Origin of the sequence: Alistipes sp. HGB5 (assembly GCF_000183485.2) — a bacterium.
In the GTDB taxonomy this organism is placed as follows: domain Bacteria; phylum Bacteroidota; class Bacteroidia; order Bacteroidales; family Rikenellaceae; genus Alistipes; species Alistipes finegoldii.
The window spans coordinates 33,569-55,078 of record NZ_AENZ01000035.1 but is presented as its reverse complement, the minus strand read 5'-3'; the positions used below and the strand labels follow the sequence as shown (position 1 = coordinate 55,078).

Sequence of the window (21,510 nt, the reverse complement as noted above, 5' to 3'; positions counted from 1 at the left end):
TTAAGTTTGTATTGGTTTTAGTTAGCTGGTACCTTGTTTGCGTTTTCCTGTACGTAGTTTTTGATGGCTTTGTCGGAGTAGGTCCAGAAGATCGGCACGTTACGCATCGAAATGATGTTCAGCGCGTTGAGCGCCAGACCCATGCTGACGTCCACGCGGTCGAGCCGCTCCACGCCCGGCGCGATGTTGTAGAACGTCACCACGATATGTTCGGGCTGGCCGCTGCGCATCGTGTAGATGCGGCCGTAATGGTCCGACGAAGGGTAGGCGAGACCTTTGGCAAAGGCGTAGGTGCCGTTGCGCTCGCCGCCCATGTAGAGCCGGAAGCCGCCGTAAAGTGGCGTGATGTCGAAATGCAGCATGACGGTGCCGGAGATGTTGTCTCCGGCGCAGATGACGTTCGAGATCCGGAAGTCGTTCACGAACGAAGGGGTGCTGATGTCCGAGGGCTGGTGCTCGCGGGCGAACTGCACGACGGCGTCGTTGCGCAGGCTCTCGAAGCGGCGGGCTTCCTGACGGATCTTCTTCTTCTGAGCCTTCTGCAGCGCCTTCTGCTCCTTCTGCGTGAGGTCGGTCCGGGGCTGAACGGCCGATGCCGCTCCGCACAGGGTGCAGAGCGACATCAGCAAAACAATCAGACGTTTCGGCAGCATAGCGTAGCTATTTGCGTTTCACTTCTACCTGTTCGTATCCCTCGACGATGTCGCCGACGCGGATGTCGTTGAACGATTCGATGTTCAGACCGCAGTCCTGACCGTTGGTGACCTCCTTGACGTCGTCCTTGAAACGTTTGAGCGAGCCGAGCTTGCCCGTGTAGATGACGATACCGTCGCGGATGACGCGGATCGGGGTGTTGCGCTGGAGCCTGCCTTCGCGGACGACGCATCCGGCGACGGTGCCGACCTTCGAGATTTTGAAGATCTCCAGCACTTCGACCGAAGCGACGATCTCCTCCTTCATGACCGGTTCGAGCATGCCCTCGATAGCGTCCTTGATGTCGTTGATGGCGTCGTAGATGATCGAGTAGAGACGGATTTCGATCTCCTCCTTCTCGGCCAGCTTGCGCGCCGAAGCCGACGGACGTACTTGGAAGCCGACGATGATGGCGTTCGAAGCGGCGGCCAGCAGCACGTCCGATTCCGAAATCTGACCCACGGCGGCGTGGATGACGTTGACCTGCACGGTCTCTTTCGAGAGCTTGATGAGCGAACCCGACATGGCCTCGATCGAGCCGTCCACGTCGCCCTTGACGATGATGTTCAGCTCCTTGAACGAGCCGATGGCGATGCGGCGTCCGATCTCGTCGAGCGTCACGTGCTTCTGGGTCATGATGCCCTGCATGCGTTGCAGCTGCTCGCGCTTGTTGGCGATTTCGCGCGCCGAACGGTCGTCCTCCATGACATTGAACGTATCGCCGGCCTGCGGGGCGCCGTTCAGACCCAGCACCTGAACCGGTGTCGAGGGGCCTGCGGACTCCACTTTCTTGCCGTTTTCGTTGAACATGGCCTTCACGCGGCCCGTGTAGGTTCCGGAGAGGATCACGTCGCCCACGTGGAGCGTACCGCTCTGTACGAGGATCGTCGAGACGTATCCGCGGCCCTTGTCGAGCGTCGATTCGATGACGGTGCCCTGCGCCTTCTTGTTGGGGTTGGCCTTCAGGTCGAGCATCTCGGCTTCGAGCAGCACCTTTTCGAGCAGTTTGTCGAGGTTCATGCCCTTCTTGGCCGAAACCTCCTGATCCTGATATTTACCGCCCCACGACTCCACCAGATAGTTCATCTGCGAGAGCTGTTCCTTGATGTGGTCGGGGTTGGCGTTGGGTTTGTCGATCTTGTTGATGGCGAAAACCATCGGCACGCCTGCAGCCTGCGCATGGTTGATGGCCTCGACGGTCTGCGGCATGACGCTGTCGTCGGCCGCCACGATGATGATCGCAACGTCGGTGACGGCGGCGCCGCGGGCGCGCATGGCCGTAAAGGCTTCGTGGCCCGGCGTGTCGAGGAACGTGATCTTCTGGCCGTTCAGCTCGACGCTGTAGGCGCCGATATGCTGGGTGATGCCGCCGGCCTCGCCCTCGATGACGTTGGTCTTGCGGATATTGTCCAGCAGCGAGGTCTTGCCGTGGTCCACGTGGCCCATGACGGTCACGATCGGCGGACGCGGCACGAGGTCCTCCTCCTTGTCTTCGTTGTCGTCGTTGATCGCCTCCTGAATCTCCACCGAGACGAATTCGACCTTGTAGCCGAACTCCTCGGCCACGACCACGAGCGCTTCGGCGTCGAGACGCTGGTTGATCGACACCATCAGTCCCAGATTCATGCAGGCCGTGATGACCTGAGTCGGCGTGACGTTCATCATCGTCGCCAACTCGCTCACGGTCACGAATTCGGTGACTTTGAGCGTCGAACGTTCCATTTCCTCGCGTTCGAACTCCTCGTTCATACGCTCGGCTACGGCGTCGCGCTTGTCCTTGCGGTATTTTGCACTCTTGCTCTTGGCGCCCTTGGCCGTCAGACGGGCAAGGGTGTCCTTTACCTGCTTCGAAACCTCCTCGTCGCTCACTTCGGGGCGTACGATCGGCTTGGGAGCCGCCTTGCCCTTGTTCTTGTTGCGGCGGCCTTCGCCCGGTCTGGGCTGGTTCTGGCCCGGACCTCCGGGACGGTTCTGGCTTCCCTGTCCGCCCTGATTGCCGCCCTGACGGTTGCCGCCCGGCGTGTTGCCTTTCGGGGCCTTGCTCACGTCCACCTTCTCTTTCTGGAGACGTTTGCGTTTATGCTTGCCGCCGGCGACGAATCCCGACACGTCCATCGTGCCGAGCACCTGCGGACCCGTCAGGGTCACGGTTTCGGGGCGGAAGATATTGTCTTTCGGCGCTGCGGGTTCGGGCTTGGGTGCCGGTGCTGCAGCCGCAGCTGGTGCCGCAGCCAGAGTCGTTGCCGGAGTTGCGGCCGGAGCGGGGGCCGCCGCGGGAGCCGGTTTTCCGGTTTCGGTCTGCGCCGCAGTCGCCGCGGCCGCAGCCGGTGCTGCGGGAGCCGCAGGTGCCGTCTTGACTTCGGGAGCTGCCGGTTTCTCTGCGGCGGGTTCGGGCTTCGCCGCGGGTTTCGGCGCTTCGACGGGCGCACCGGCGGGTGCGGGCTGGGCCGCACGGGGCTGTTCGGCCGGTTTCACCGGTTCCGCCTTCGGGGCGGGAGCGGGGGTCGGAGCCGCCTTGGGTTTGGGCGACAGGTCGATCTTGCCGAGGATCTTCGGCTGCTGGATTTCATCCTTGACGCTGATTACGTTGCTTTTGATGACCACCTCTTTTTCCTCCTCGCGCTCCTGCTTTTTAGCTTCTTCGAGAGTGATGGTCGTCTGCTTCAGGGAGATGCGCTCACGGATCGAATCGCGTGCGTTGCCTGCGGCGCGGTTCGCCCCGAACTCCTTCTCCAGAACGGCATAAGTCTCCGAATCGACCAGCGTGTTGGGCGATCCGTCGCTCTTGATACCCTTCTTCTGCAGGAAGTCCGTGATGGTATTCAGTCCCACCTTGAACTCCTTTGCAACCTGAATGAGCCTTAATTTTCTTTCGTTACCCATATCGTGTGTTTTCCTTTCTTTCGCTTGTGATTACTCTTCGAATTCCGCCTTCAGTATCGCTACGACCTTCTGGGCCTGCTCCAGTTCGAGGTCGGCGCGGGCCGCGATCTCCTCTACGGGCAGCTCCAGCACGCTCTTGGCGCTGTCACAGCCGACGCTCTTCAGGGCGTCGATGATCCAGCCGTCGATCTCGTCGGCGAATTCGGTGAGGGCGACGTCCTCTTCCTCCACTTCGCGGTATACGTCGATGTCGTAACCCGTCAGCATCTTCGAGAGACGGATGTTCAGACCTCCCTTGCCGATGGCCAGCGACACCTGATCGGGTTTGAGGTAGACCGAAGCGGTCATCTTCTCCTCGTCGATGGTGATGCTCGAAATCTTGGCGGGATTCAGCGCGCGCTGGATCATCAGCGACGGGTTGGCAGTGTAGTTGACCACGTCGATGTTCTCGTTGCGCAGCTCCTTGACGATCGAATAGATGCGCGAACCCTTCATGCCGACGCATGCGCCTACCGGGTCGATACGCTCGTCGTACGACTCCACGGCGACCTTGGCGCGTTCGCCGGGGATGCGGACGATCTTCTTGATGGTGATCAGTCCGTCGAAGATTTCGGGAACCTCCTGCTCGAACAGGCGTTCGAGGAACTGGTTGGCCGTGCGCGAAAGAATGATGCGGGGCTGGTTGTTGTTCATCTCGACCGACTTGACGATGGCCTTGATGGTATCGCCCTTGCGGTAGAAATCGTTGGGAATCTGCTCCGCCTTGGGCAGAATCAGCTCGTTCTCCTCGTCGTCGAGGATCAGCACCTCTTTTTTCCATACCTGATAAACTTCACCGGTGACGATCTCGCCGACCTTTTCCGAATACTTCTCGTAAAGGCTGGCCTTCTCCAGATCGAGAATGCGCGAGGCGAGGTTCTGGCGCAGCGACAACACGGCGCGGCGGCCGAACGACGAGAGTTTGATCTCGTCGGCGTATTCGTCGCCGATCTCGTAGGTCGGGTCGATGGCCTTGACCTCCGAGACGGCGATCTGCGCATTCGGATCTTCGACCGCGCCGTCTTCGACGACGGTGCGGTTGCGCCAGATTTCGAGGTCGCCCTTTTCGGGGTTGATGATGACGTCGAAATTCTCGTCCGTCTCATACTGTTTTTGCAGTGCGTGGCGGAAAACGTCCTCCAGCACGCCGATCATCGTACTTTTGTCAATGTTTTTCAGCTCTTTGAACTCGGCAAAGTTGCTGATAAGATTGAGATTGTCCATTGTGTCGTTTATCTTGTTTTTAGTTTATGCTTCTGTACCCCGCGGCTTTTTTTCGTCTGCATGCCGGATAGCGTCCCGCTCCGGGGGCTGCTTCTTGTCTGAGGGCCGCTCCAAGCCTGCGTACCGCCCCTCAGCTGCGTTTGCCTCTCATCTGCGTCCTGCTTCCGGTTTTTGTCCTGCTCCCGGTCTGCCTTCTAAGCCTGTGTTTGCTGTCTGCGTTGCCGGACGGCGGCCTATTTGAAATCCAGCCACTCCTTCGTGGACTTGATTTCGTCGAACGCATAGCGGCGCGTGACGGTCACCAGCTGCTTGCGTTTCTTGCCTTCGACGGCCTGCTTCTCCTCGTACGAGATCGTGATGCCCTCGTCGTCGGCAGCATCGAGTTTTGCGAGCATCTTGATCCCTGAATTGAGCAGCACCTCGACCGTGCTGCCGATCAGCTTGCGGTACTGCCGCAGGCTTTTCAGCTCCGAACCGATGCCTGCGGAGGCTACCGTGAGCGAAAAATCCTCTTCGTCGCGGTCGAATTCCGCTTCGACGGCCCGGCTCAGCTCCGCGCACGCTTCGATGGCTACCGACGTGTCGCTGTCGATCAGCAGTTCGATCTCGTTGCCGGGCGTGCAGGTGCAGCCCACGACGAACATATCCGTGCCCTGAAGTTTGCGTTCAGCCGCTTCGATTATCTTTTTCGTGTCGATCATGTTTCTGAAATTCGGTCGTATATGGTATAAAATAAGGGGACTTACCGTCCCCTTACCGCTTCGCTTTGTCTTTCGACACTGCAAATATAATGAAAAATTCCGATATACCAATATTTATACGAAATTTTTACTCCTCTTTGGCCTTGGATTCATAGGGTTTGATGATTCCGCGCTTCGATTCGCGGATGAATTTCACCAGTTCGTCGCGCTCGGCGCTTTGCGGGATCTGCTTTTCGACCTCTTCGCAGCCCGACATGTAGTTCAGTCCGCTCTGGAAGAGGATGCGGCAGGCGTCGTGAATCTCGGCGATGCGTTCGGGCGTGAAGCCGCGGCGCGAAAGCCCGATCTTGTTGATGCCCGCGAAGCGCATCGTGTCGTTGCGCACGATGATGAACGGCGGGACGTCCTGTCCCAGCAGCGCGCCGCCCTGAATCATGACGTGGTCGCCGATATGCGTCCACTGGTGTACGGCCGCATGGCCGCCGATCACCACCCAGTTGCCGACATGCACTTCGCCGGCGAGCGATACGCGGTTGGCGATCACGCAGTTGTCGCCGACGACGCAGTCGTGGCCCACATGGACGTAGGCCATCAGCAGGTTGCGGTTGCCGATGCGGGTCGTGCCCGTCGATGCGGTGCCGCGGCTGATGGTCACGTATTCGCGGATGTCGTTGTAGTCGCCGATCTCGGCCGTGGTCACTTCGCCTGCGAATTTCAGGTCCTGCGGCAGGCAGGAGACCGATGCGGCGGTATGGATCTTGCACCCCTTGCCGATGCGGGCGCCGTCGTGAATCACCGCGCCGGGACCTACCCAGCAGTCGTCGCCGATAACCACGTCGCCCGCGATGCAGGCGAAGGGCTCGACCGTGACGTTGTTCCCGATTTTGGCGTCGGGATGAACATATGCCAGCTTGCTGATCATCTCCTTTACTTTTTATTTTTTACGACCTGCGCCATCAGGACGGCCTCGCATGCGAGCGTTTCGCCCACGAAGGCTTTGGCCTCCACGACGGCCACGCCGCGGCGGATGGGTTCCAGCAGGTGGATTTCGAACTGAAGCGTGTCGCCCGGAACGACTTTGCGCTTGAATTTGACCCCGTCGATCTTCATGAAGTAGGTCGAGTAGTTTTCGGGATCGGGCACGTCGCCCAGCACCAGAATGCCGCTGCACTGCGCCATGGCTTCGACGATCAGCACGCCCGGCATGACGGGTTCGTCGGGGAAGTGTCCCACGAAGAACGGCTCGTTCATCGTGACGTTCTTGATGCCGGCCACGTCGGTGGCGTCGCGGTGGAAAATGCGGTCCACCAGCAGGAACGGCGGGCGGTGGGGCAGCAGGTGGCGGATGTCGTTGATGTCGTAGAGGGGCGGCTTGCGGCAGTCGTACTGGTAGCGGGGCTTCTCGCCGGCCTTGCGGATGGTGTGCTTGAGCTGCTTCATGAACTCCGTGTTGGCGTAATGGCCGGGGCGGGTTGCCCAGACGCGGCCCTTGATGCGTACGCCCAGCAGTGCGAAGTCGCCCAGCAGGTCGAGCAGCTTGTGGCGCGCCAGCTCGTTGTTGCAGCGCAGTTCGAGGTTGTTCAGGTAGCCTGCGTTGATCTCGATGTCGGGCTTGTTGAAGATCTTCTTGAGGTGCTCCAGCTGCTCGTCCGGAACGGGGTTCTCGACCACGACGATGGCGTTGTCCAGATCGCCGCCCTTGATGAGGTTCATCTTCATCAGCGGTTCCAGCTCGTGCAGGAAGACGAACGTGCGGCACGGGGCGATTTTGTCGGCGAAGTTGTCGCCGGGGTTGAAGGTGGCGTATTGGTTGCCGATCACCTTCGAGTTGTAGTCCACGTGCAGCGAGACGGAGAATTCGTCGTCGGGGTAGAGGATGATCGCCACGCCCTTTTCGGGGATCGTGTAGACCATCTTTTCGGTCACGTGGTAGAACTTGCGCTCGGCCGGCTGGTCGGTGATGCCGACTTCGGTGATGGCCTTGGCATAGGCGCAGGCCGAACCGTCCATGATCGGGGTTTCGCCCGCGTCGATGTCGATTACGGCGTTGTCCACGCCCAGCGTCCAGAGCGCCGACATGATGTGTTCGATCGTGCTTACGCGGTGACCGCCGGATTCGATGGTCGTACCGCGCGAAGTGTCTACGACGTTGTCGCACAAGGCGGGAATTATGGGTTGACCCTCGATGTCCGTGCGGCGGAATACGATTCCGGTGTCCGCATCGGCGGGGTTCACGGTCATGGTCACTTTGACACCCGTATGGAGGCCCTTGCCGGAGAAAGAGATCGGGGCCTTCAGCGTTTGTTGTTTTGTCGACATAAGCAGTGTTTCTGAATATTTGCGCCCAAAGATATGAAAAAATCGTTAAAAAACGCTATTTTTGCTCAAAATTATGACAACCTCCGATGGCCGAGAATATACCCGACAATAAACCCAAGACGGTGCGCCGTCCGCGTCTCAAATTGCCGTTCGACAACCGCAAAGAGGATGCCGGCGTGTGGGCCTATGACCACCGCATCGGCTTGTGCGTGACCATTATAGCCTATCTTGTGCTGATGATCGCCTTCGTTTCGTCGAAGATCGTCGTCGGCCGCAGGCCCCACACGCAGGGAATGTTTATCGACCTGCAGACGCTGGCCGAACTGGAGAAGGAGCGCGACCGGCTCGAACAGCAGGTCCGCGAGCGGCAGCAGCAGGACCCGATAGACTGGAAAAGCGTTCAGAATCAGGTCTCCAACGAAAACGCCCTGAACGAGAAACTCCGCGACGACCGCGGCACCAACGCCGCGGCGCTGAACGACGCCGCGGCCGAAGCCGAGCGGCGCATGCAGGCCAACCGCGAAGCCTACGAGCAGGGGCTGGCCGAAGAGCGGGCTATCCGCGAGCGCAACGGCGCGGGGAAGGACGAGGAGCGTCAGGACCGCAAGGTCAAGGGCCGCGTGACGGTCTCCTTTTCGCTGACTGATCCGGTGCGCACCTCGCGCAGCCTCAATATCCCGGCCTACCGCTGCGAGGGCGGGGGCGACGTGGTCGTCGAAATCACGGTCAACCGTGCGGGTGAGGTGGTCAACGCCCGTGTGCAGAGCGGCGGCGACGAGTGCATGCGCGAATCGGCCCTGCGTGCGGCACGGGTTTCGCGCTTCAATATCGACCAGTCGGCCCCTGCGCGCCAGCAGGGGACGATTACGTACATTTTTATCCCGCAATAAGTTCTTTTTGCCCGGCCGGAGTGGGATATTCCGCGGAAATTGTTAACTTTGCCGAAGTAAATTCCGGCTCGGACAGAGCGGTTTCGCCTGCGGCGAACCGATGCGGCCTGCATGCGGCCTGCGCTGTCTCTGTTCCTGCCGCCGACCGAATCGGAGATGCGTAAAATTCTCGTCATACTGTTGGGCCTTTTCGGCTGTCTGCTCTTTTGCGGGGGCGGCGGTCGGACGCTTGCGCATGACGCAGGGCATGTCTCCGTCACGCTTTCGGTCGATCGCGCCTCCGACGCCGTGTGGCTTTGCGAGCGCGAATACAACGCCGACCTGAACCTGCCCCGCGTGCTTGGGGAGGTATCGCCAGCTCCGGCCGCTCCGGTCTTCCAGCGCGGCGGCCATGCCGAATCCGGTCCGGCCGCCGACCGCTATGCCGCGGACCGGCATGCGAGGGGAAGCACGAAAGTAACCTCTGAATTCAAATCGTCTGACCTTTCCGTCGGTCTGCATGCGGTGGATTATTATGTCTACCGTCTGTGCCGGCTCATTATTTAGCCTACGTATTTTTGCCGGTTTCTCTGAAAAAATACTAACGTTAGATAATGAAAAGGATATGGATAAGAATAAAATCTGCGAGGCGTTGTACGCCTTGTCGGGAAATGTTGTGGTAAAACGCCGCAAGTTCCAACTGCTGCCCGCCGTGCTGTTTGTCGCCGGTGCAGCGCTGATCGTAGTGAATAACATGTATGGCGCCGATCTCACGAACAACCTGCGTTCGTCGATCGTGTTCATCGGCGGGATTATGGTCGTCGCAGGCATGATTATGGCTGCGGCCCAGATGTTCGGTTCGGGCGGAGCGCCTTTCCACCGGGAGGAGCGTTGTTTCCTGCTCTACGAGGAGCTCTATTTCGACCGCGGCATCCGCAGCGACGTGATGCAGGCCGTCTCGGACGGAGATGCGGAGCGTCTGCTCGGCATGAAACGTGCGCAGGTTCCGGCGCTGACGGTGGCCCTCTACCGCACGCCCGGCAACCGCTTCGCCGCCATGCAGGCTTTCGAATATGCGGATCTGGAGTACAAGCCGCTGACGGAGCTGAAGATTGCGGATAAGACGGAACTGAAGGTCGCCGATAAAGTGCAAGCGTAAAGAAAAAGATAAGTAATGATAGACATCAGTGGTGAAAATGTAGTATTGGTAGGTGCGTTGCTGCTCTTCGTGGCGGTGATAGCGGGCAAGGTCGCGTATCGTTTCGGCGCCCCCGCATTGTTGCTGTTCCTCGGAGTCGGCATGCTGTTCGGCTTGAATTTCATCTCGTTCCGTTCGGTCGAGATGACCCAGTTCGTCGGTATGATCGCTTTGTGCATCATCCTCTTCACGGGAGGTATGGACACGAAGTTCTCGGAGATAAAACCCATCATCGGACCCGGCGTCGTGCTGGCCACGGCGGGGGTGGTCATGACGGCGTTCATACTGGCCTCGTTCGTGTGGCTGGTGGCTCCGTGGCTGGGTGTCGAGATGCCGTTCGTACTGGCGCTGCTGCTCGCTTCCACGATGTCTTCGACCGACTCGGCGTCGGTTTTCTCGATCCTGCGAAGCAAGAAGCAGGGGTTGAAGCAGAACCTGCGGCCCCTGCTGGAGCTGGAGAGCGGCTCGAACGACCCGATGGCCTATATGATGACCATTCTGCTCATCAGCGTGGTGTCGCACAGTTCTGGCAGCGTGGGGATGGGCATGAGCGTGGTGTTCTTCGTCGTGCAGATGATCGTCGGCGCCCTGTCGGGGTACCTGATCGGCCGTCTGGCCGTCTGGACGATCAACCGCATCAATCTCGCCAACCATTCGCTCTACTCGGTGCTGCTGCTGGCGTTCATCTTTTTCTCGTTCGCCTTCACCGACCTGATCAAGGGCAACGGCTATCTGGCCGTCTACCTTTCGGGTCTGGTCGTCGGAAACTACAAGTTGCAGCAGAAACGTCCGCTGACGGTCTTCTTCGACGGTTTTACGTGGCTCATGCAGATCGTGATGTTCCTCACGCTGGGTCTGTTCGTCAACAGCGACGAACTGCTCGAACCCCGTGTGCTGATTCTGGGCGGACTGGTGGGGGCGTTCATGATTCTGGTGGCGCGCCCGCTGACGGTCTTCATCTGCATGGCCCCGTTCCGCAAATTCACCACCAAGGCGCGGCTCTACGTGTCGTGGGTGGGACTGCGCGGCGCCGTGCCGATTCTCTTCGCCATCTATCCCCTGATGGCGCATGTGGAGAACGCGGGACTGCTGTTCAACGTCGTATTCCTCGGCACGATCATTTCGCTGCTGGTGCAGGGCACCACCGTGAGCGGCATGGCCAACCTGCTGGGGCTGGCTTACGAAGAGCGCGAATCGGCCTTCAGCGTCGATATGCATCAGGATATGAAGTCGGCCCTTACGGAGGTGGAGGTCAACGAGACGATGCTCGAAAGCGGGCACATGCTCAAGGACATCACGCTGCCGGAAAATACGCTGGTGATGATGGTCTGCCGCAACGGCGAGTATTTCGTGCCGCAGGGCAAGACCGAACTGCTGCTGGGCGACAAACTGCTGGTCATTTCGGACCGCAGCGAGGAGCTTGCGACCACTTATAAGGATATGGGTATCGACGACGTGATGAAGCTGGGATAGGCTTCGGCGGCGTCCGGCGCTCCGTATTCCGGAATTATCCTCCCGTGCGTGCAACGCACGGGCAATGTCCGGGATTCAGTGACTTAAACCTTTACGGACATTCTATGGTCCCGGCGGCCTTTCGGTCGCCGGGACTTGTGTTTTCATCGGTTCCGTATGTTCAGGTGTTCCCGGCTGGTTGTTCCCGGCTGGTTGTTCCCGGCTGGTTGTTCCCGGTTGGTTGTTCCCGGCTGGCTGTTCTTGTTCGGCTCCTGTTGTTTCCGCCCGGTTGCCGGCTATTCCCGCCCGGCTTCGGTTGTTCCCGCCCGGCTTCGGTTGCCCTTCCTCGACTTCAGTTGTCCCGCCCCGGCTCTGTTGCCCCCGCCCGGCTTCGGTTGTTCCCGTCCGGTTGTCGGAGCTTCCTGCCGCCGCAGTTTGCAGAAAAAAAGCCGAATGTTTGTGCCGTTCCGTATTTTTTCATATATTTAAGGGTGTCTTTTCGTGCAGGCGGAGACCTGCCGATTTTTGTGCGCCTATGAAAACCAAACGTCGGAAAATTCTATTGTTGTGCATGCAGGTGCTGCTTCCTGTAGTGCCGGGGCTTTGGACCGTGCTGTTCAGGCCCGAAACGGCGGCGCTTTCGCCGCGCATGCTGGTCACTTGGATGCTGTGCCTCAACCTGCTCTTCATCCTCATCTATTGGCGGCGTCTGGGCTGGTCGCGCAGCGAGCGGCTGGACACGGCCCTGCTGCTGGTGCTGTTCTGCTTCTTTCCGCTGCCCGGCCATTGGCTGCTCGACGGTATGCTTGACGGCAGTTTGTGGCTTCAGATCGCATTCTATTGCATGATGCAGGCCGGATTCTATGTGGCGATCGTGCTTGCGCCCGACTGGGTCGGCCGATTCCAGCAGCGCCGCTACGAGGAGCGCGTGTTGTCGGGCCGCGAGAAATTCGAATCCCGCAAGGAGGTGATGAAGGCCCGCGAGGAGCGCGGGAAGTCTGCGAACGGCTCGAAGTCCGGCGAAAAAGATGACTGAGTCCGGTTCTGGATTACCGAGGGGCTGTTAGCCGAGTCCTGACTATATGATTTCACCCGCGCTGCAACACATTGCAGCGCGGGTGAATTGTATTTTCCGGAGGGTAAGCAGCCGTCTCTGCGGGACTGCCTGCCGTGCGGATCGTTTGCCCTTTGCGGCCGTTAGGGAGCGTGTCCGTGCGTGCGGTTTCGGGAAGCGGTTTTGTCTCAGTGTTTCAGCATCCGGCTCGAAAACGGGATGCGCCGGCCTTCGGAGTCGATGATTCCGGCCTCCAGTATGCCGCCGTTGGTGTCGAAGTAGCGCAGCGAGAAGGAGTGCACGCCGCGCCGCAGGGCGGCCTGTCCGCTGCGTTCGGTGCGGGAGTGCAGACCGTCGTTGTCGACGACCGTTCGCCCGTCGATGGCAAGCGTGCTTCCGTCGTCGGAATAGGTGTAAAACGAATAGATGCCGTCGGCCGGAATGTCGATATAGCCGTCGCAGATCAATCCGATGTTGCCCGTCACGCCGTCGGGAATAACGACGCTGTCGGTGATGAAATTCGCCTGCAGGGGCGCTTCGTCGATGTCCGCGCAGTTGTCGCCGTCGTAATCGTACCAGCGCACCAGCAGTCCGTTTTGCAGGTTCCCGGCATCGGCGCTCGGTTCGGCGTAGCGCGTGGGGCGGAACGAGGCCCGGCGAATCTCTGCCGCGACGCCGCGTCGGTTGTAGCAGCGCAGCGTGAGCGTGCAGTAGTCGGTGATGCTGAACGGCGCGGTGTAGCGTTGCGACGCGGTGTCGGGAACCGTTCCGTCGAGCGTGTAGTACAGTTCGGCCGATTCGGGCGGCAGCAGACGTACCGTAGCGGCGCCGATAAAGACGTTGTCGTCGCAGACGCCCTCGACGTCGTCGAGCCGGTAGTTCCAGCCTGCGCGTTCCAGCTGACGCAGGTGCAGGGGGAGACGGCGCCGGAAATCGGCGAAGTCCCGCTTTTCCGGAGCGCTCCATGCCGTCTCGGCCACGGCCAGCAGCCGCGGGAAGAGCCGCTCGCCCGCCGCGTCGGCCGTCGGGACATCCTCGGTCCACATGTTGGCCTGAATGCCGAGCAGGCCCTCTTGCCATGCCCGCAGGGATTCCGGAAGGGGTTCCCAGCCGTAAACCTTGCTGAGCGTGTTGCGGTCGAGTTCGCCGTTGAGGTAGAGAAATTCCGACGGCGACTCAATGACGCGGTGTCCGTTCTGGAGCGCCGCGGTCAGGGTGGAGGGCATCCAGCTGCGCCACCACATCACCGCGCTCTGCGGGGTCAGCCCGTCTTCGGTGATCTCGTCCCAGCCGAGCAGCGTTTTGCCGTGTGCCGCCAGAAACTGCTCCGTTTTACGGGTGAACCATGCCTGCAGTTCGCCTGCGCCTTCCAGCTTCTCGGCCCGGATGCGCCGCTGGCAGTCCGGGCACGTCTCCCACGGCGTGCGCTCCACTTCGTCGCCTCCGATATGTACGTATTGCGACGGAAAGAGATCGAACAGCTCTGTCAGCACGTTTTTGCAGAAGGCGATCGTGCTGTCGCGGCCGATGCAGAGCGGTGTCGAAAAGTGTTTGCCCCAGCCGCCGCGGCCGTCGCACGCCAGCTGCGGATAACAGCCGATGGCTGCCAGCGAGTGCCCCGGCAGGTCGATTTCGGGAATGACCTCGATGCCGCGCTGTGCCGCGTAAGCGACTATCTCGCGGATGTCGTCCTGCGTGTAGTAACCTCCGTAGCGGATTTTGCCCTGTTCGCGGCGTATGTTTTTCTCCGGGAGGAGGAATTTCGGGTCGCGCTCGTCGGCCGCGCGCCGCAGGCAGACACTGTCGTGTTTGTTCGGAGTGCGCCATGCCCCGCGCCGGGTCAGGAGCGGGTAGCGTTTGATTTCGATCCGCCACCCTTGGTCGTCGGTCAGGTGCAGGTGCAGGCGGTTGAACTTGTAGCAGGCCAGCCGGTCCGTCAGCGACATGACCTCCTCCTTGGTGAAGAAGTGGCGCGCGACGTCGAGCATGAAGCCGCGCCATGCGAAGCGCGGGGCGTCGTCGATTTCGAGTGCCGGCAGCGATCCCTTTCCGCTCCACAGGAGCTGGCGCAGTGATGCCGCTGCCGAAACGACGCCCTCGCAGGAGCCGCCGCGCAGTTCGATCCGCGCCGGGGTGATTTTCAGGGTGTAGCCCTGCTGCGGCAGCCGGGGATCGAGTTCGAGCGAAAGATTGGCGTTCCCGGCGTCCTGAGCCGCCGCGACGTCTTCCTCCCGGAGCAGTTGTGCGAGGTAGTCGGCCGCCGGGCGGAGCAGCGGGTCGGCCGGGGCGATGCGGATGCCGCCGCCGAGGTCGAACGTTCCCTGTCCGGCCTTTACGGAGCGGGGCGTCGGGATGATTTCGGTGGCGGGGGAGTCTTTCCGGCAGGCCGCGAAGAGCAGGCAGCAGACCGGAAGCAGGTATGCAAAGTGTTTCATGACGTTATTCGAGTGTTACGGTTGTTTGCAGGCGGATATCTTGCGACGACGAGCCGACGGCGATGACGAAGTCGCCCTTTTCCACCACGCGGCGGCCCTGCGGGTCGATAAGCGCCAGCGCTTCGTCTCCGAGCGTAAAGCTTACCTGCCGCTGTTCGCCCGGTGCGAGCCGGATGCGCCGGAAGCCGCCGAGCTGTCTGGGCGGGCGTACCGTCGAGGCGACCATGTCCGAGATGTAGAGCTGTACGACTTCGTCGCCTTCGCGGTCCGAGGTGTTGCGTATGCGGCAGCTGACTTCGAGGACGTTGTCGCCGCTCTGCCGCGCTTCGAGGCTGCCGTATTCGAATGTCGAGTAACTCAGCCCGTAACCGAACGGATAGAGCGGCGCGGCCGTGAGATCGGTGTAGTCGTGGTTCGCAGGGCGTTTTTTGTTGTAGTAGACGGGAATTTGCCCTTCGGCGCGGGGAATGGTGATGGGCAGACGGCCCGCGGGATTGTTGCGTCCGAGGATCGTCTCGGCGACGGCGTCGCCGCCCCGTGCGCCCGGATACCACGCCATCAGCAGGGCGTCGGCCTGTTCGGAGGCCCTGCGCAGGTCGAGCGGACGGCCTGCGATGCAGACCACGATAAGCGGCGTTCCCGTCGCCTTTATGCGCCGCAGCAGCTCTTCCTGTTCTCCGAGCAGCGCGAGCGTCGCTCGGTCGAAACCTTCGCCGCACTCCATGTCGCGCACCTCGTCGTGCGCGGCTTTGGCCGCGCCCGTTTGCAGGAATTCCGTGTCGAAGTCGCGGGCGCTCGATCCGCCGATGACCACGACCGCCGCATCTGTGCCGCGGGCCGCGGAGACGGCCGCCGCGATTTCCGACCGATCGCCGCCGCGCACCGTACAGCCGCGGCTGTAGACGACGCGGTCGCGCCCCAGCAGTTTTTCCAGCCCGTCCCGGACGGTGTTCGCCGCTGTCTGCTGGGCCGTATAATCCCCTAACTGGTTGTAGATGTTGTCGGCGTTGGGACCGATGACGGCTACCCGCCGCAGGCGCCGGGGATCGAGCGGCAGGGTGCCGCTGCGGTTTTCGAGCAGCGTCACCGACTGCCGAGCCGCTTCGAGCGCCAGCTCCGAGTGGGCGGCGCATCCGACCTCCGCGGCGGCAGCTTCGTCGATATAGGGGTTCTCGAACAGTCCCATTTCGAACTTCAGGGCCAGCACGCGCTCCACGGCCCGGTCGATCTCCGCTTCGGCGACGTCGCCCGCTTCCGCGGCCTCGCGGAGTGAGGCGAAGGCGCCGCCCTTCAGGTCTGCGTCCACGCCCGCCCGCAATGCCTGCACGGCGGCTTCCCGGACGCTTCCGGCCACGCCGTGCGTCTCGTGCAGCCCTTCGATGCTCAGCAGGTCGGAGACCACGAAGCCGTCGAAGCCCCATTCGCCGCGCAGGATGTCGGTCAGCATGCGGCGGTTGGCCGTGCAGGGAATGCCGTCTACCGAGTTGTAGGCCGTCATCACCGAGCGCGCTCCGGCCTTTACGGCTGCTTCGAACGGCGGCAGGTAGGTCTCGCGCAGTTCGCGTTCGCCCAGCAGGTTGCTTCCGCCGTTCTGGCCGCCCTCCGATGCGCCGTAGGCGATGAAGTGCTTGAGTGTCGAGAGGGCGTGCCGCGACTGTGAGAGGTCGCCGGAACCCGTGCCGCGGACATAGGCTTCACCGATGCGCGCCGTCAGGTAACAGTCCTCGCCGTAGCTCTCTTCGGTGCGCGACCAGCGCGGGTCGCGGACGATGTCCAGCACGGGACCGTAACAGATATGTCCGCCCTGCAGGCGGATTTCGGCGGCGATGACCTTGCCCATGCGTTCGATCAGCTCCGGGTTCCATGTCGAAGCCTGTCCCGGCGCCGTGGGGAATGTCGTGGCCCCGATGGCCATGTGGCCGTGGGGGGCTTCCTCAGCGAGGAAGAGGGGAATGCCCAGCCGCGAGTGCTGCACGGCGTAGCGCTGCATTCGGTTGGCCAGCCGCGCCGCCAGCTGCGGGGTCAGCCCCGTCCGCAGGTCTTTCTGCGTCCACGGATCGGCGCGGAACGTACCCCACAACATGCCGATATGTCCGTTTTGCACCGCTTCGCGGAAAGCGTCGGTCAGACGGACCGAGTCGCCGTGCCGTTCGTACATCTCCCAGCCGTAAGGCGACGTCAGCTGTCCGATCTTCTCGTCGAGCGTCATCTCGGCCGTCAGTAGTTCGGCCCGTTTCTGCGGCGGAAGGCTTGTGTCGCGCCAGTCGGCGCTGCATGCCGCGGCGGCCGCGCACGCCATCAGCAGTAAAAGTCGTTTCATAGGGGTTGCTGTTTTGTCCAGTCTGCGGGTTCGGGACCCATTTCGAAGCGGAGTTCCCCGCCTGCGGCGATCTCCGCGTAATCGATGTAATATTTCCGGTACGCTTCGCCGTTGAGCGTAATGCGCTGTATGTAGATGTTCTCCGGCGAGTTGTCCGCAGCCGTGATGCGGAATTCCCCGCCGCGGACCCGCAGCGTCGCGCCGTCTACGGCGGGCGAGCCGAAGAAGTAGCGGCCGCCGGCCGGCTCCGCCTGATACATGCCCAGCGCCGAGAGTACGTACCATGCCGACATCTGCCCGACGTCCTCGTTGCCGCAGAGTCCTTCTGGACGGTCGTGGTAGAGTTCGCCGAGGATGCGGCGCACCTTCTCGGCGCATTTCCACGGTTGCCCGATCATCGTGTAAATATAGGTTATGTGGTGGCTCGGCTCGTTGCCGTGGGCGTACTGGCCGATCAGCCCCGATATGTCGGGCGAAGCGTGCGCGCCCATGTCGCCTTCGGCGAGGAACAGCGAGTCGAGCTTCCCGACGAAGCGTTCCCGGCTGCCGAAGCACTCCATGAGTCCTTCGATGTCGTGCGGCACGAGCCATGTGTACTGCCATGCGTTGCCTTCGGTGTAGTCCTGCTCCATGTGGCGCGAGTGGAACGGATCGAAAGGCGTGCGCCATGCGCCCGACGCCGATCTGCCGCGGATAAACCCGGTCGAGGGGTCGAAATAATGGCGGTAGGCCTTGCTGCGGGCGAGGAAATAGTCGTAATCCTCCCGTTTGCCTTCGCGCTGCGCGGCCTGCGCCAGTGCCCAGTCCGCGATGGCGTATTCGAGACAGTATCCGACCGATTCGTTGAACTCATAGGGAATATATCCGTACCTCTTGTAGAGGTCCAGCCTCCGGTCGTCGCGCATGGCCGAACTCTTCATCGCTTCGTAGGCTTTCGCCCGGTCGAAGCCGCCGAATCCTTTCAGCAGGGCGTCGGCCACCACGGGGATGGCCGGATTGCCGACCATGCAGTCGGTTTCGCAGCCCATCAGGTGCCAGACGGGAAGTTTGCCCTGCTGTTCGTGGATGCGCAGCATCGTATTGATCAGGTCGCCGACCTTTTCGGGATGGATGAGCGTCAGCAGGGGATGCGCCGCGCGGTAGGTGTCCCAAAGCGAGAAGGTGGTGTAATTGGTGAAGGTCGTGTCGCGGCGGACCGCTCCGTCGGCGCCGCGGTAGTCGCCGTTCACGTCGCAGAAGAGCGACGGCGCGATCATGGTGTGGTAAAGCGCTGTGTAGAAGATCCGTCGCACCGCCGGATCGGCTGTTTCGATGCGGATTTTCGACAACTCGCCGTTCCATGCCCTGCGGGTGGCTTCGCGCACGGCTTCGAAATCCCAGCCGGGGCACTCCGCCTGCATGTTCCGCCGGGCATTTTCCGCGGAAACGGCCGAAAGCCCGACCTTGACGGTGATGCGTTCGTTCTCCTCCGTCCGAAAACCGAAGCGTCCGTAGAGTTTCCGCCCGCGGGCCGAGCGGCCGTCGGCGGAGAGCGTATCCGCGCCGGTGAAGACGATCCGTTCGAAGGGCTTCGAGAATTCGGCGTGGAAGTAGACGCGCTGGTCGTCGGCCCAGCCCGTCGAATATCGCCAGCCCTCGACCGTACGGTCGCTGCATGCGGTGATGCCGCAGTCGGTGGAGCGGTCCCAGCCCTGCCCGTTTTCGAGGTCGAGGACGATACCCGCGTCGTCCGATGCGGGGAAGGCGTAGCGGCTCATTCCGACGCGCGGCGAGGCGGTCAGCTCGACGCCGATGCCGTAGCGCAGCAGGCGAGTGGCATAGTAGCCCGGCGCGCACCGTTCGTCGGCGCGGCTGAAACGGGACCACATGCCCGACGACGGATCGCCGGCCGTGCCGCGTCCCGGCGTGACTTTGCCGACGACCGGCATCAGCGAGATGTCGTTCAGGTCGCCGATGCCCGTGCCGCTCAGGTGCGTGTGACCGAACCCGATGACGGTCGTGTCGGCGTAATTGTAGCCGGAGCACCAGTCCCATGTCTGCGGGATGCTCGTCGGACCGAGCTGTACGAATCCGAACGGGACGTTGGCGCCCATGAAGACGTGTCCGTGGTCGCCCGTGCCGATGTAGGGATCGACGTATTGCGTGTAATCCTCCGGCACGGCGGAACTGCATGCGCCGCAGAGCAGCGCGGCGATTGCCGGGAGAAAGATGATGCGTTTCATAATTCGTGTCGTTATACAGCGGATGCGGCGGACGCAGCCGCGCCGGCCTTCGCGGGTCCGGCGGCATACGGCCGCAGTCCGTGTCGTGAGCACGGTCGCGCTGTTATGTTTTTTATTGCCGTCTACCGGCCGACGATCTGTCCCTTGACCTCTACCGGGATCTCTTCGTCCTGCGTGCTGACGGTGCATTTCAGGACGAATTGTCCGTCCGGCATGTTTCGGGGATTGAGCGTGAATTCCAGCACCGCTTCCTTGCCGGGGGCGATTTCGCCGGGACCCGACAGGGCGAGGTGTCCGCTGTCGGTCCGGTAAGCCAGCCGCAAGGTTTTCGCGGAAGTGTTCAGCAGCCGGAGCTGCCGTGTGCGTTTGGGGTCGCTGCGGCTCAGCTGCCGCATGCCGATCGCCTTGTTGTCGGCGCGCAGCGCCGCGGAGAGTGCATAGGGATACCTGATTTCGGCTTCGGGAATCCGGCTGATTACGTAGCCCTTGACGACCAGCGTGTTGAATTTCCGGTAATTGCCGTTGCCCGCGATGACCGTCAGCCCGATGGAAAAATCCCCGTATCGGTCTTTGGGGTCGAAAGTCACTTCGACGATTCCTTTGTCGCCCGGCTTTACCGGCTTGCGGCTGAATGCGGGTTGCGCACAGCCGCATTGGGTATGCACGTCGAGCAGCGTCACCTCCTTGTCGGCGATGTTCGTGTATTCGAAGCGCAGTTGTACCGTTCCGTCCGTTTCGGCTACCTTTCCCAGATTCTTCACCGGCTCTTCGAAGCGCAGCAGGCGCGGATTGGCGGCAGGAGCCACCTGCGGAGCCAGTATTGTCGCGATGAGAGCCATCGCCTTGAGGATGCGCATGGATTTCCTGTTTTTTAAGGGTTGCGGGCGGCCGCTTTTCCGGCGGCCGCCCGACCCGTTGATTCGTTAGCTGTTTAGGTTAGTCTACGACGGGGCACTTGATTTCGCCGGTCCAGATGGGATTCGACGAAGCCTTGCCGTGGTATCCGTTGCCGGAGAGGTCGGTAAACGTCCTACCGTCGTCTTCGACCTGATCCAGACGCCAGTAGCCGATAAGCCCTTCGGCGGTGGCCGGATCGACGTAGCACTGGTTGTTCTTGAGTTCGGTGGGCGTCAGGGCGCGTTTCCACACCCGCGCCTCGCTGACGTAACCGTTGAAGTAACGGACGTCGGCGGCGGACATGCCGATGGCGAACGGACTGTTGTAGTAGAATCCGAGATTGATGGCCTTGCTGCTTGACGAGTCTACGCTGATTTCGGCGTTGCCGTCGATGTAGATCGTCATTTCGGAGCCGTTGTCCACCACGGCGATGTGGTACCAGCGTCCCAGACTCAGGGCGTTCGGAGCCGTGATCGACGTTCCTCGTCCGGCGAGCTGCAACTGCGCGGGATTCTTGATGCTCTCGTCGCCGACGCGCAGCAGGAAGTTCTCCTCGACGCCGATCAGCGACGAGATCATATGTCCCGAAGTTCTCCAGCCGTTGGCATACATGCGGATTTCCATCGTGCAGGCCGGCAGATCTTTCAGCGCGGGATCGTCCACCATGCCGTCCATGGTTATATACCAGCTGTTCTTCAGGTTGATGCCGCGCGTGGTGGTGATCTGGCTGATGAAGATATACTGCGTTCTCGACGCTTCCAGAACGCCCATGCCGTTCGAGGTGCCCGTGATCTTCAGCGGTACGCAGTAGTGTGCGCCTTCGTCGAAATCGTCCATGGAGACGATTTCGAACGAGGAGGGCGTCGAGACGTTGGTGCCTTCGGCGATGGTTACTGCGTCGTCGGAGAGCCGGTAGCTGCCGGCGGGCAGCATCCGGTAGTCCGTGCCGTGCAGGGCGTTATAGGCATCGACGGCCGCGGCATCGACCGCCAGCGCAACCTGCACGTCGGCCGCCATCTTGCACGAGGAGGTGACGGTGACGCCCATGGACGAAGGACCGTCGACGTACATGTTGGTGATGTTCGAATTCTCGGTGCCCGTGAAATAGACCACGTCGGAATATTCCAGCGATTTCTGGCAGCCGGCGGCCAGCACGGCCGCGGTGAGCGCCAATCCGGAAAGAATATGATTGAATTTCATAGCT

General features: G+C 61.5%; 16 protein-coding genes. 5 read left to right on the top strand and 11 right to left on the bottom strand.

Annotated features, from left to right (window positions below; all coding sequences use genetic code 11):
* Window positions 1–17 precede the first annotated feature (17 nt).
* From HMPREF9720_RS05750 to HMPREF9720_RS05725, 6 genes are all read right to left on the bottom strand, one after another.
* Complete coding sequence (locus HMPREF9720_RS05750) at window positions 18–653, bottom strand: hypothetical protein (protein WP_009597301.1); 636 nt, start codon at window positions 651–653, stop codon at window positions 18–20.
* 7 nt (window positions 654–660) lie between these two features.
* On the bottom strand, window positions 661–3,576 hold the full coding sequence (infB, locus tag HMPREF9720_RS05745) for a translation initiation factor IF-2 (RefSeq protein ID WP_009597292.1): 2,916 nt from the start codon (window positions 3,574–3,576) through the stop codon (window positions 661–663).
* Between the two features lie 30 nt (window positions 3,577–3,606).
* A complete protein-coding gene (nusA, locus tag HMPREF9720_RS05740; protein WP_009597272.1) occupies window positions 3,607–4,839 on the bottom strand; it encodes a transcription termination factor NusA in 1,233 nt (410 codons plus the stop codon).
* Window positions 4,840–5,072: 233 nt separating this feature from the next.
* Window positions 5,073–5,540, bottom strand: a complete 468-nt coding sequence (gene rimP, locus HMPREF9720_RS05735; RefSeq protein WP_009597264.1) for a ribosome assembly cofactor RimP — start codon at window positions 5,538–5,540, stop codon at window positions 5,073–5,075.
* A gap of 127 nt (window positions 5,541–5,667) precedes the next feature.
* On the bottom strand, window positions 5,668–6,462 hold the full coding sequence (gene lpxA, locus HMPREF9720_RS05730; RefSeq protein WP_009597261.1) for an acyl-ACP--UDP-N-acetylglucosamine O-acyltransferase: 795 nt from the start codon (window positions 6,460–6,462) through the stop codon (window positions 5,668–5,670).
* A 5-nt stretch (window positions 6,463–6,467) separates the two neighbouring features.
* Entirely contained in the window at window positions 6,468–7,859 is a 1,392-nt protein-coding gene (locus tag HMPREF9720_RS05725) for a bifunctional UDP-3-O-[3-hydroxymyristoyl] N-acetylglucosamine deacetylase/3-hydroxyacyl-ACP dehydratase (RefSeq protein WP_009597269.1), read from the bottom strand.
* An 86-nt stretch (window positions 7,860–7,945) separates the two neighbouring features.
* Between HMPREF9720_RS05725 and HMPREF9720_RS05720 the strand changes: the two genes are divergently transcribed.
* The 5 genes from HMPREF9720_RS05720 to HMPREF9720_RS05700 all read left to right on the top strand — a co-directional run bounded on the left by HMPREF9720_RS05720 (window position 7,946) and on the right by HMPREF9720_RS05700 (window position 12,414).
* Window positions 7,946–8,749, top strand: coding sequence for an energy transducer TonB family protein (locus HMPREF9720_RS05720; protein WP_009597254.1), 804 nt, complete (start codon window positions 7,946–7,948; stop codon window positions 8,747–8,749).
* Window positions 8,750–8,905: 156 nt separating this feature from the next.
* On the top strand, window positions 8,906–9,295 hold the full coding sequence (locus HMPREF9720_RS05715; RefSeq protein WP_039940000.1) for a hypothetical protein: 390 nt from the start codon (window positions 8,906–8,908) through the stop codon (window positions 9,293–9,295).
* A gap of 58 nt (window positions 9,296–9,353) precedes the next feature.
* Window positions 9,354–9,887 carry a hypothetical protein gene (locus HMPREF9720_RS05710; RefSeq protein WP_009597294.1) on the top strand — a complete coding sequence of 178 codons (534 nt, stop codon included), beginning with the start codon at window positions 9,354–9,356 and terminating at the stop codon, window positions 9,885–9,887.
* Window positions 9,888–9,902: 15 nt separating this feature from the next.
* Window positions 9,903–11,399 carry a potassium/proton antiporter gene (locus HMPREF9720_RS05705; protein WP_009597256.1) on the top strand — a complete coding sequence of 499 codons (1,497 nt, stop codon included), beginning with the start codon at window positions 9,903–9,905 and terminating at the stop codon, window positions 11,397–11,399.
* 514 nt (window positions 11,400–11,913) lie between these two features.
* Window positions 11,914–12,414 (top strand): hypothetical protein, encoded by a 501-nt coding sequence (locus HMPREF9720_RS05700; protein ID WP_009597276.1) that lies wholly within the window; start codon window positions 11,914–11,916, stop codon window positions 12,412–12,414.
* A 206-nt stretch (window positions 12,415–12,620) separates the two neighbouring features.
* Here the strand turns inward: HMPREF9720_RS05700 and HMPREF9720_RS05695 are convergent, their stop codons facing one another.
* From HMPREF9720_RS05695 to HMPREF9720_RS05675, 5 genes are all read right to left on the bottom strand, one after another.
* Complete coding sequence (locus tag HMPREF9720_RS05695; protein WP_009597278.1) at window positions 12,621–14,867, bottom strand: family 20 glycosylhydrolase; 2,247 nt, start codon at window positions 14,865–14,867, stop codon at window positions 12,621–12,623.
* A gap of 4 nt (window positions 14,868–14,871) precedes the next feature.
* On the bottom strand, window positions 14,872–17,187 hold the full coding sequence (locus tag HMPREF9720_RS05690) for a glycoside hydrolase family 3 N-terminal domain-containing protein (RefSeq protein ID WP_009597284.1): 2,316 nt from the start codon (window positions 17,185–17,187) through the stop codon (window positions 14,872–14,874).
* Window positions 17,184–19,409, bottom strand: coding sequence for a GH92 family glycosyl hydrolase (locus HMPREF9720_RS05685; RefSeq protein WP_229100441.1), 2,226 nt, complete (start codon window positions 19,407–19,409; stop codon window positions 17,184–17,186). Before HMPREF9720_RS05685 ends, HMPREF9720_RS05690 begins: the two co-directional genes overlap by 4 nt.
* Before the next feature lie 122 nt (window positions 19,410–19,531).
* Window positions 19,532–20,266, bottom strand: coding sequence for a DUF1573 domain-containing protein (locus HMPREF9720_RS05680; RefSeq protein ID WP_009597259.1), 735 nt, complete (start codon window positions 20,264–20,266; stop codon window positions 19,532–19,534).
* 79 nt (window positions 20,267–20,345) lie between these two features.
* Entirely contained in the window at window positions 20,346–21,506 is a 1,161-nt protein-coding gene (locus HMPREF9720_RS05675) for a DUF1735 and LamG domain-containing protein (protein ID WP_009597265.1), read from the bottom strand.
* Window positions 21,507–21,510: the final 4 nt, after the last annotated feature.

What these genes read in the sequence shown, in the direction of transcription:
- HMPREF9720_RS05685 (WP_229100441.1), bottom strand. Translation starts at nt 19,409, where the DNA reads ATGAAACGCATCATCTTTCTCCCGGCAATCGCCGCGCTGCTCTGCGGC.
- HMPREF9720_RS05680 (WP_009597259.1), bottom strand. Translation starts at nt 20,266, where the DNA reads ATGCGCATCCTCAAGGCGATGGCTCTCATCGCGACAATACTGGCTCCG.
- HMPREF9720_RS05720 (WP_009597254.1), top strand. Translation starts at nt 7,946, where the DNA reads ATGGCCGAGAATATACCCGACAATAAACCCAAGACGGTGCGCCGTCCG.
- HMPREF9720_RS05675 (WP_009597265.1), bottom strand. Translation starts at nt 21,506, where the DNA reads ATGAAATTCAATCATATTCTTTCCGGATTGGCGCTCACCGCGGCCGTG.
- rimP (WP_009597264.1), bottom strand. Translation starts at nt 5,540, where the DNA reads ATGATCGACACGAAAAAGATAATCGAAGCGGCTGAACGCAAACTTCAG.
- HMPREF9720_RS05690 (WP_009597284.1), bottom strand. Translation starts at nt 17,187, where the DNA reads ATGAAACGACTTTTACTGCTGATGGCGTGCGCGGCCGCCGCGGCATGC.
- HMPREF9720_RS05705 (WP_009597256.1), top strand. Translation starts at nt 9,903, where the DNA reads ATGATAGACATCAGTGGTGAAAATGTAGTATTGGTAGGTGCGTTGCTG.
- lpxA (WP_009597261.1), bottom strand. Translation starts at nt 6,462, where the DNA reads ATGATCAGCAAGCTGGCATATGTTCATCCCGACGCCAAAATCGGGAAC.
- HMPREF9720_RS05750 (WP_009597301.1), bottom strand. Translation starts at nt 653, where the DNA reads ATGCTGCCGAAACGTCTGATTGTTTTGCTGATGTCGCTCTGCACCCTG.
- HMPREF9720_RS05700 (WP_009597276.1), top strand. Translation starts at nt 11,914, where the DNA reads ATGAAAACCAAACGTCGGAAAATTCTATTGTTGTGCATGCAGGTGCTG.
- HMPREF9720_RS05715 (WP_039940000.1), top strand. Translation starts at nt 8,906, where the DNA reads ATGCGTAAAATTCTCGTCATACTGTTGGGCCTTTTCGGCTGTCTGCTC.
- HMPREF9720_RS05695 (WP_009597278.1), bottom strand. Translation starts at nt 14,867, where the DNA reads ATGAAACACTTTGCATACCTGCTTCCGGTCTGCTGCCTGCTCTTCGCG.
- HMPREF9720_RS05710 (WP_009597294.1), top strand. Translation starts at nt 9,354, where the DNA reads ATGGATAAGAATAAAATCTGCGAGGCGTTGTACGCCTTGTCGGGAAAT.
- HMPREF9720_RS05725 (WP_009597269.1), bottom strand. Translation starts at nt 7,859, where the DNA reads ATGTCGACAAAACAACAAACGCTGAAGGCCCCGATCTCTTTCTCCGGC.
- infB (WP_009597292.1), bottom strand. Translation starts at nt 3,576, where the DNA reads ATGGGTAACGAAAGAAAATTAAGGCTCATTCAGGTTGCAAAGGAGTTC.
- nusA (WP_009597272.1), bottom strand. Translation starts at nt 4,839, where the DNA reads ATGGACAATCTCAATCTTATCAGCAACTTTGCCGAGTTCAAAGAGCTG.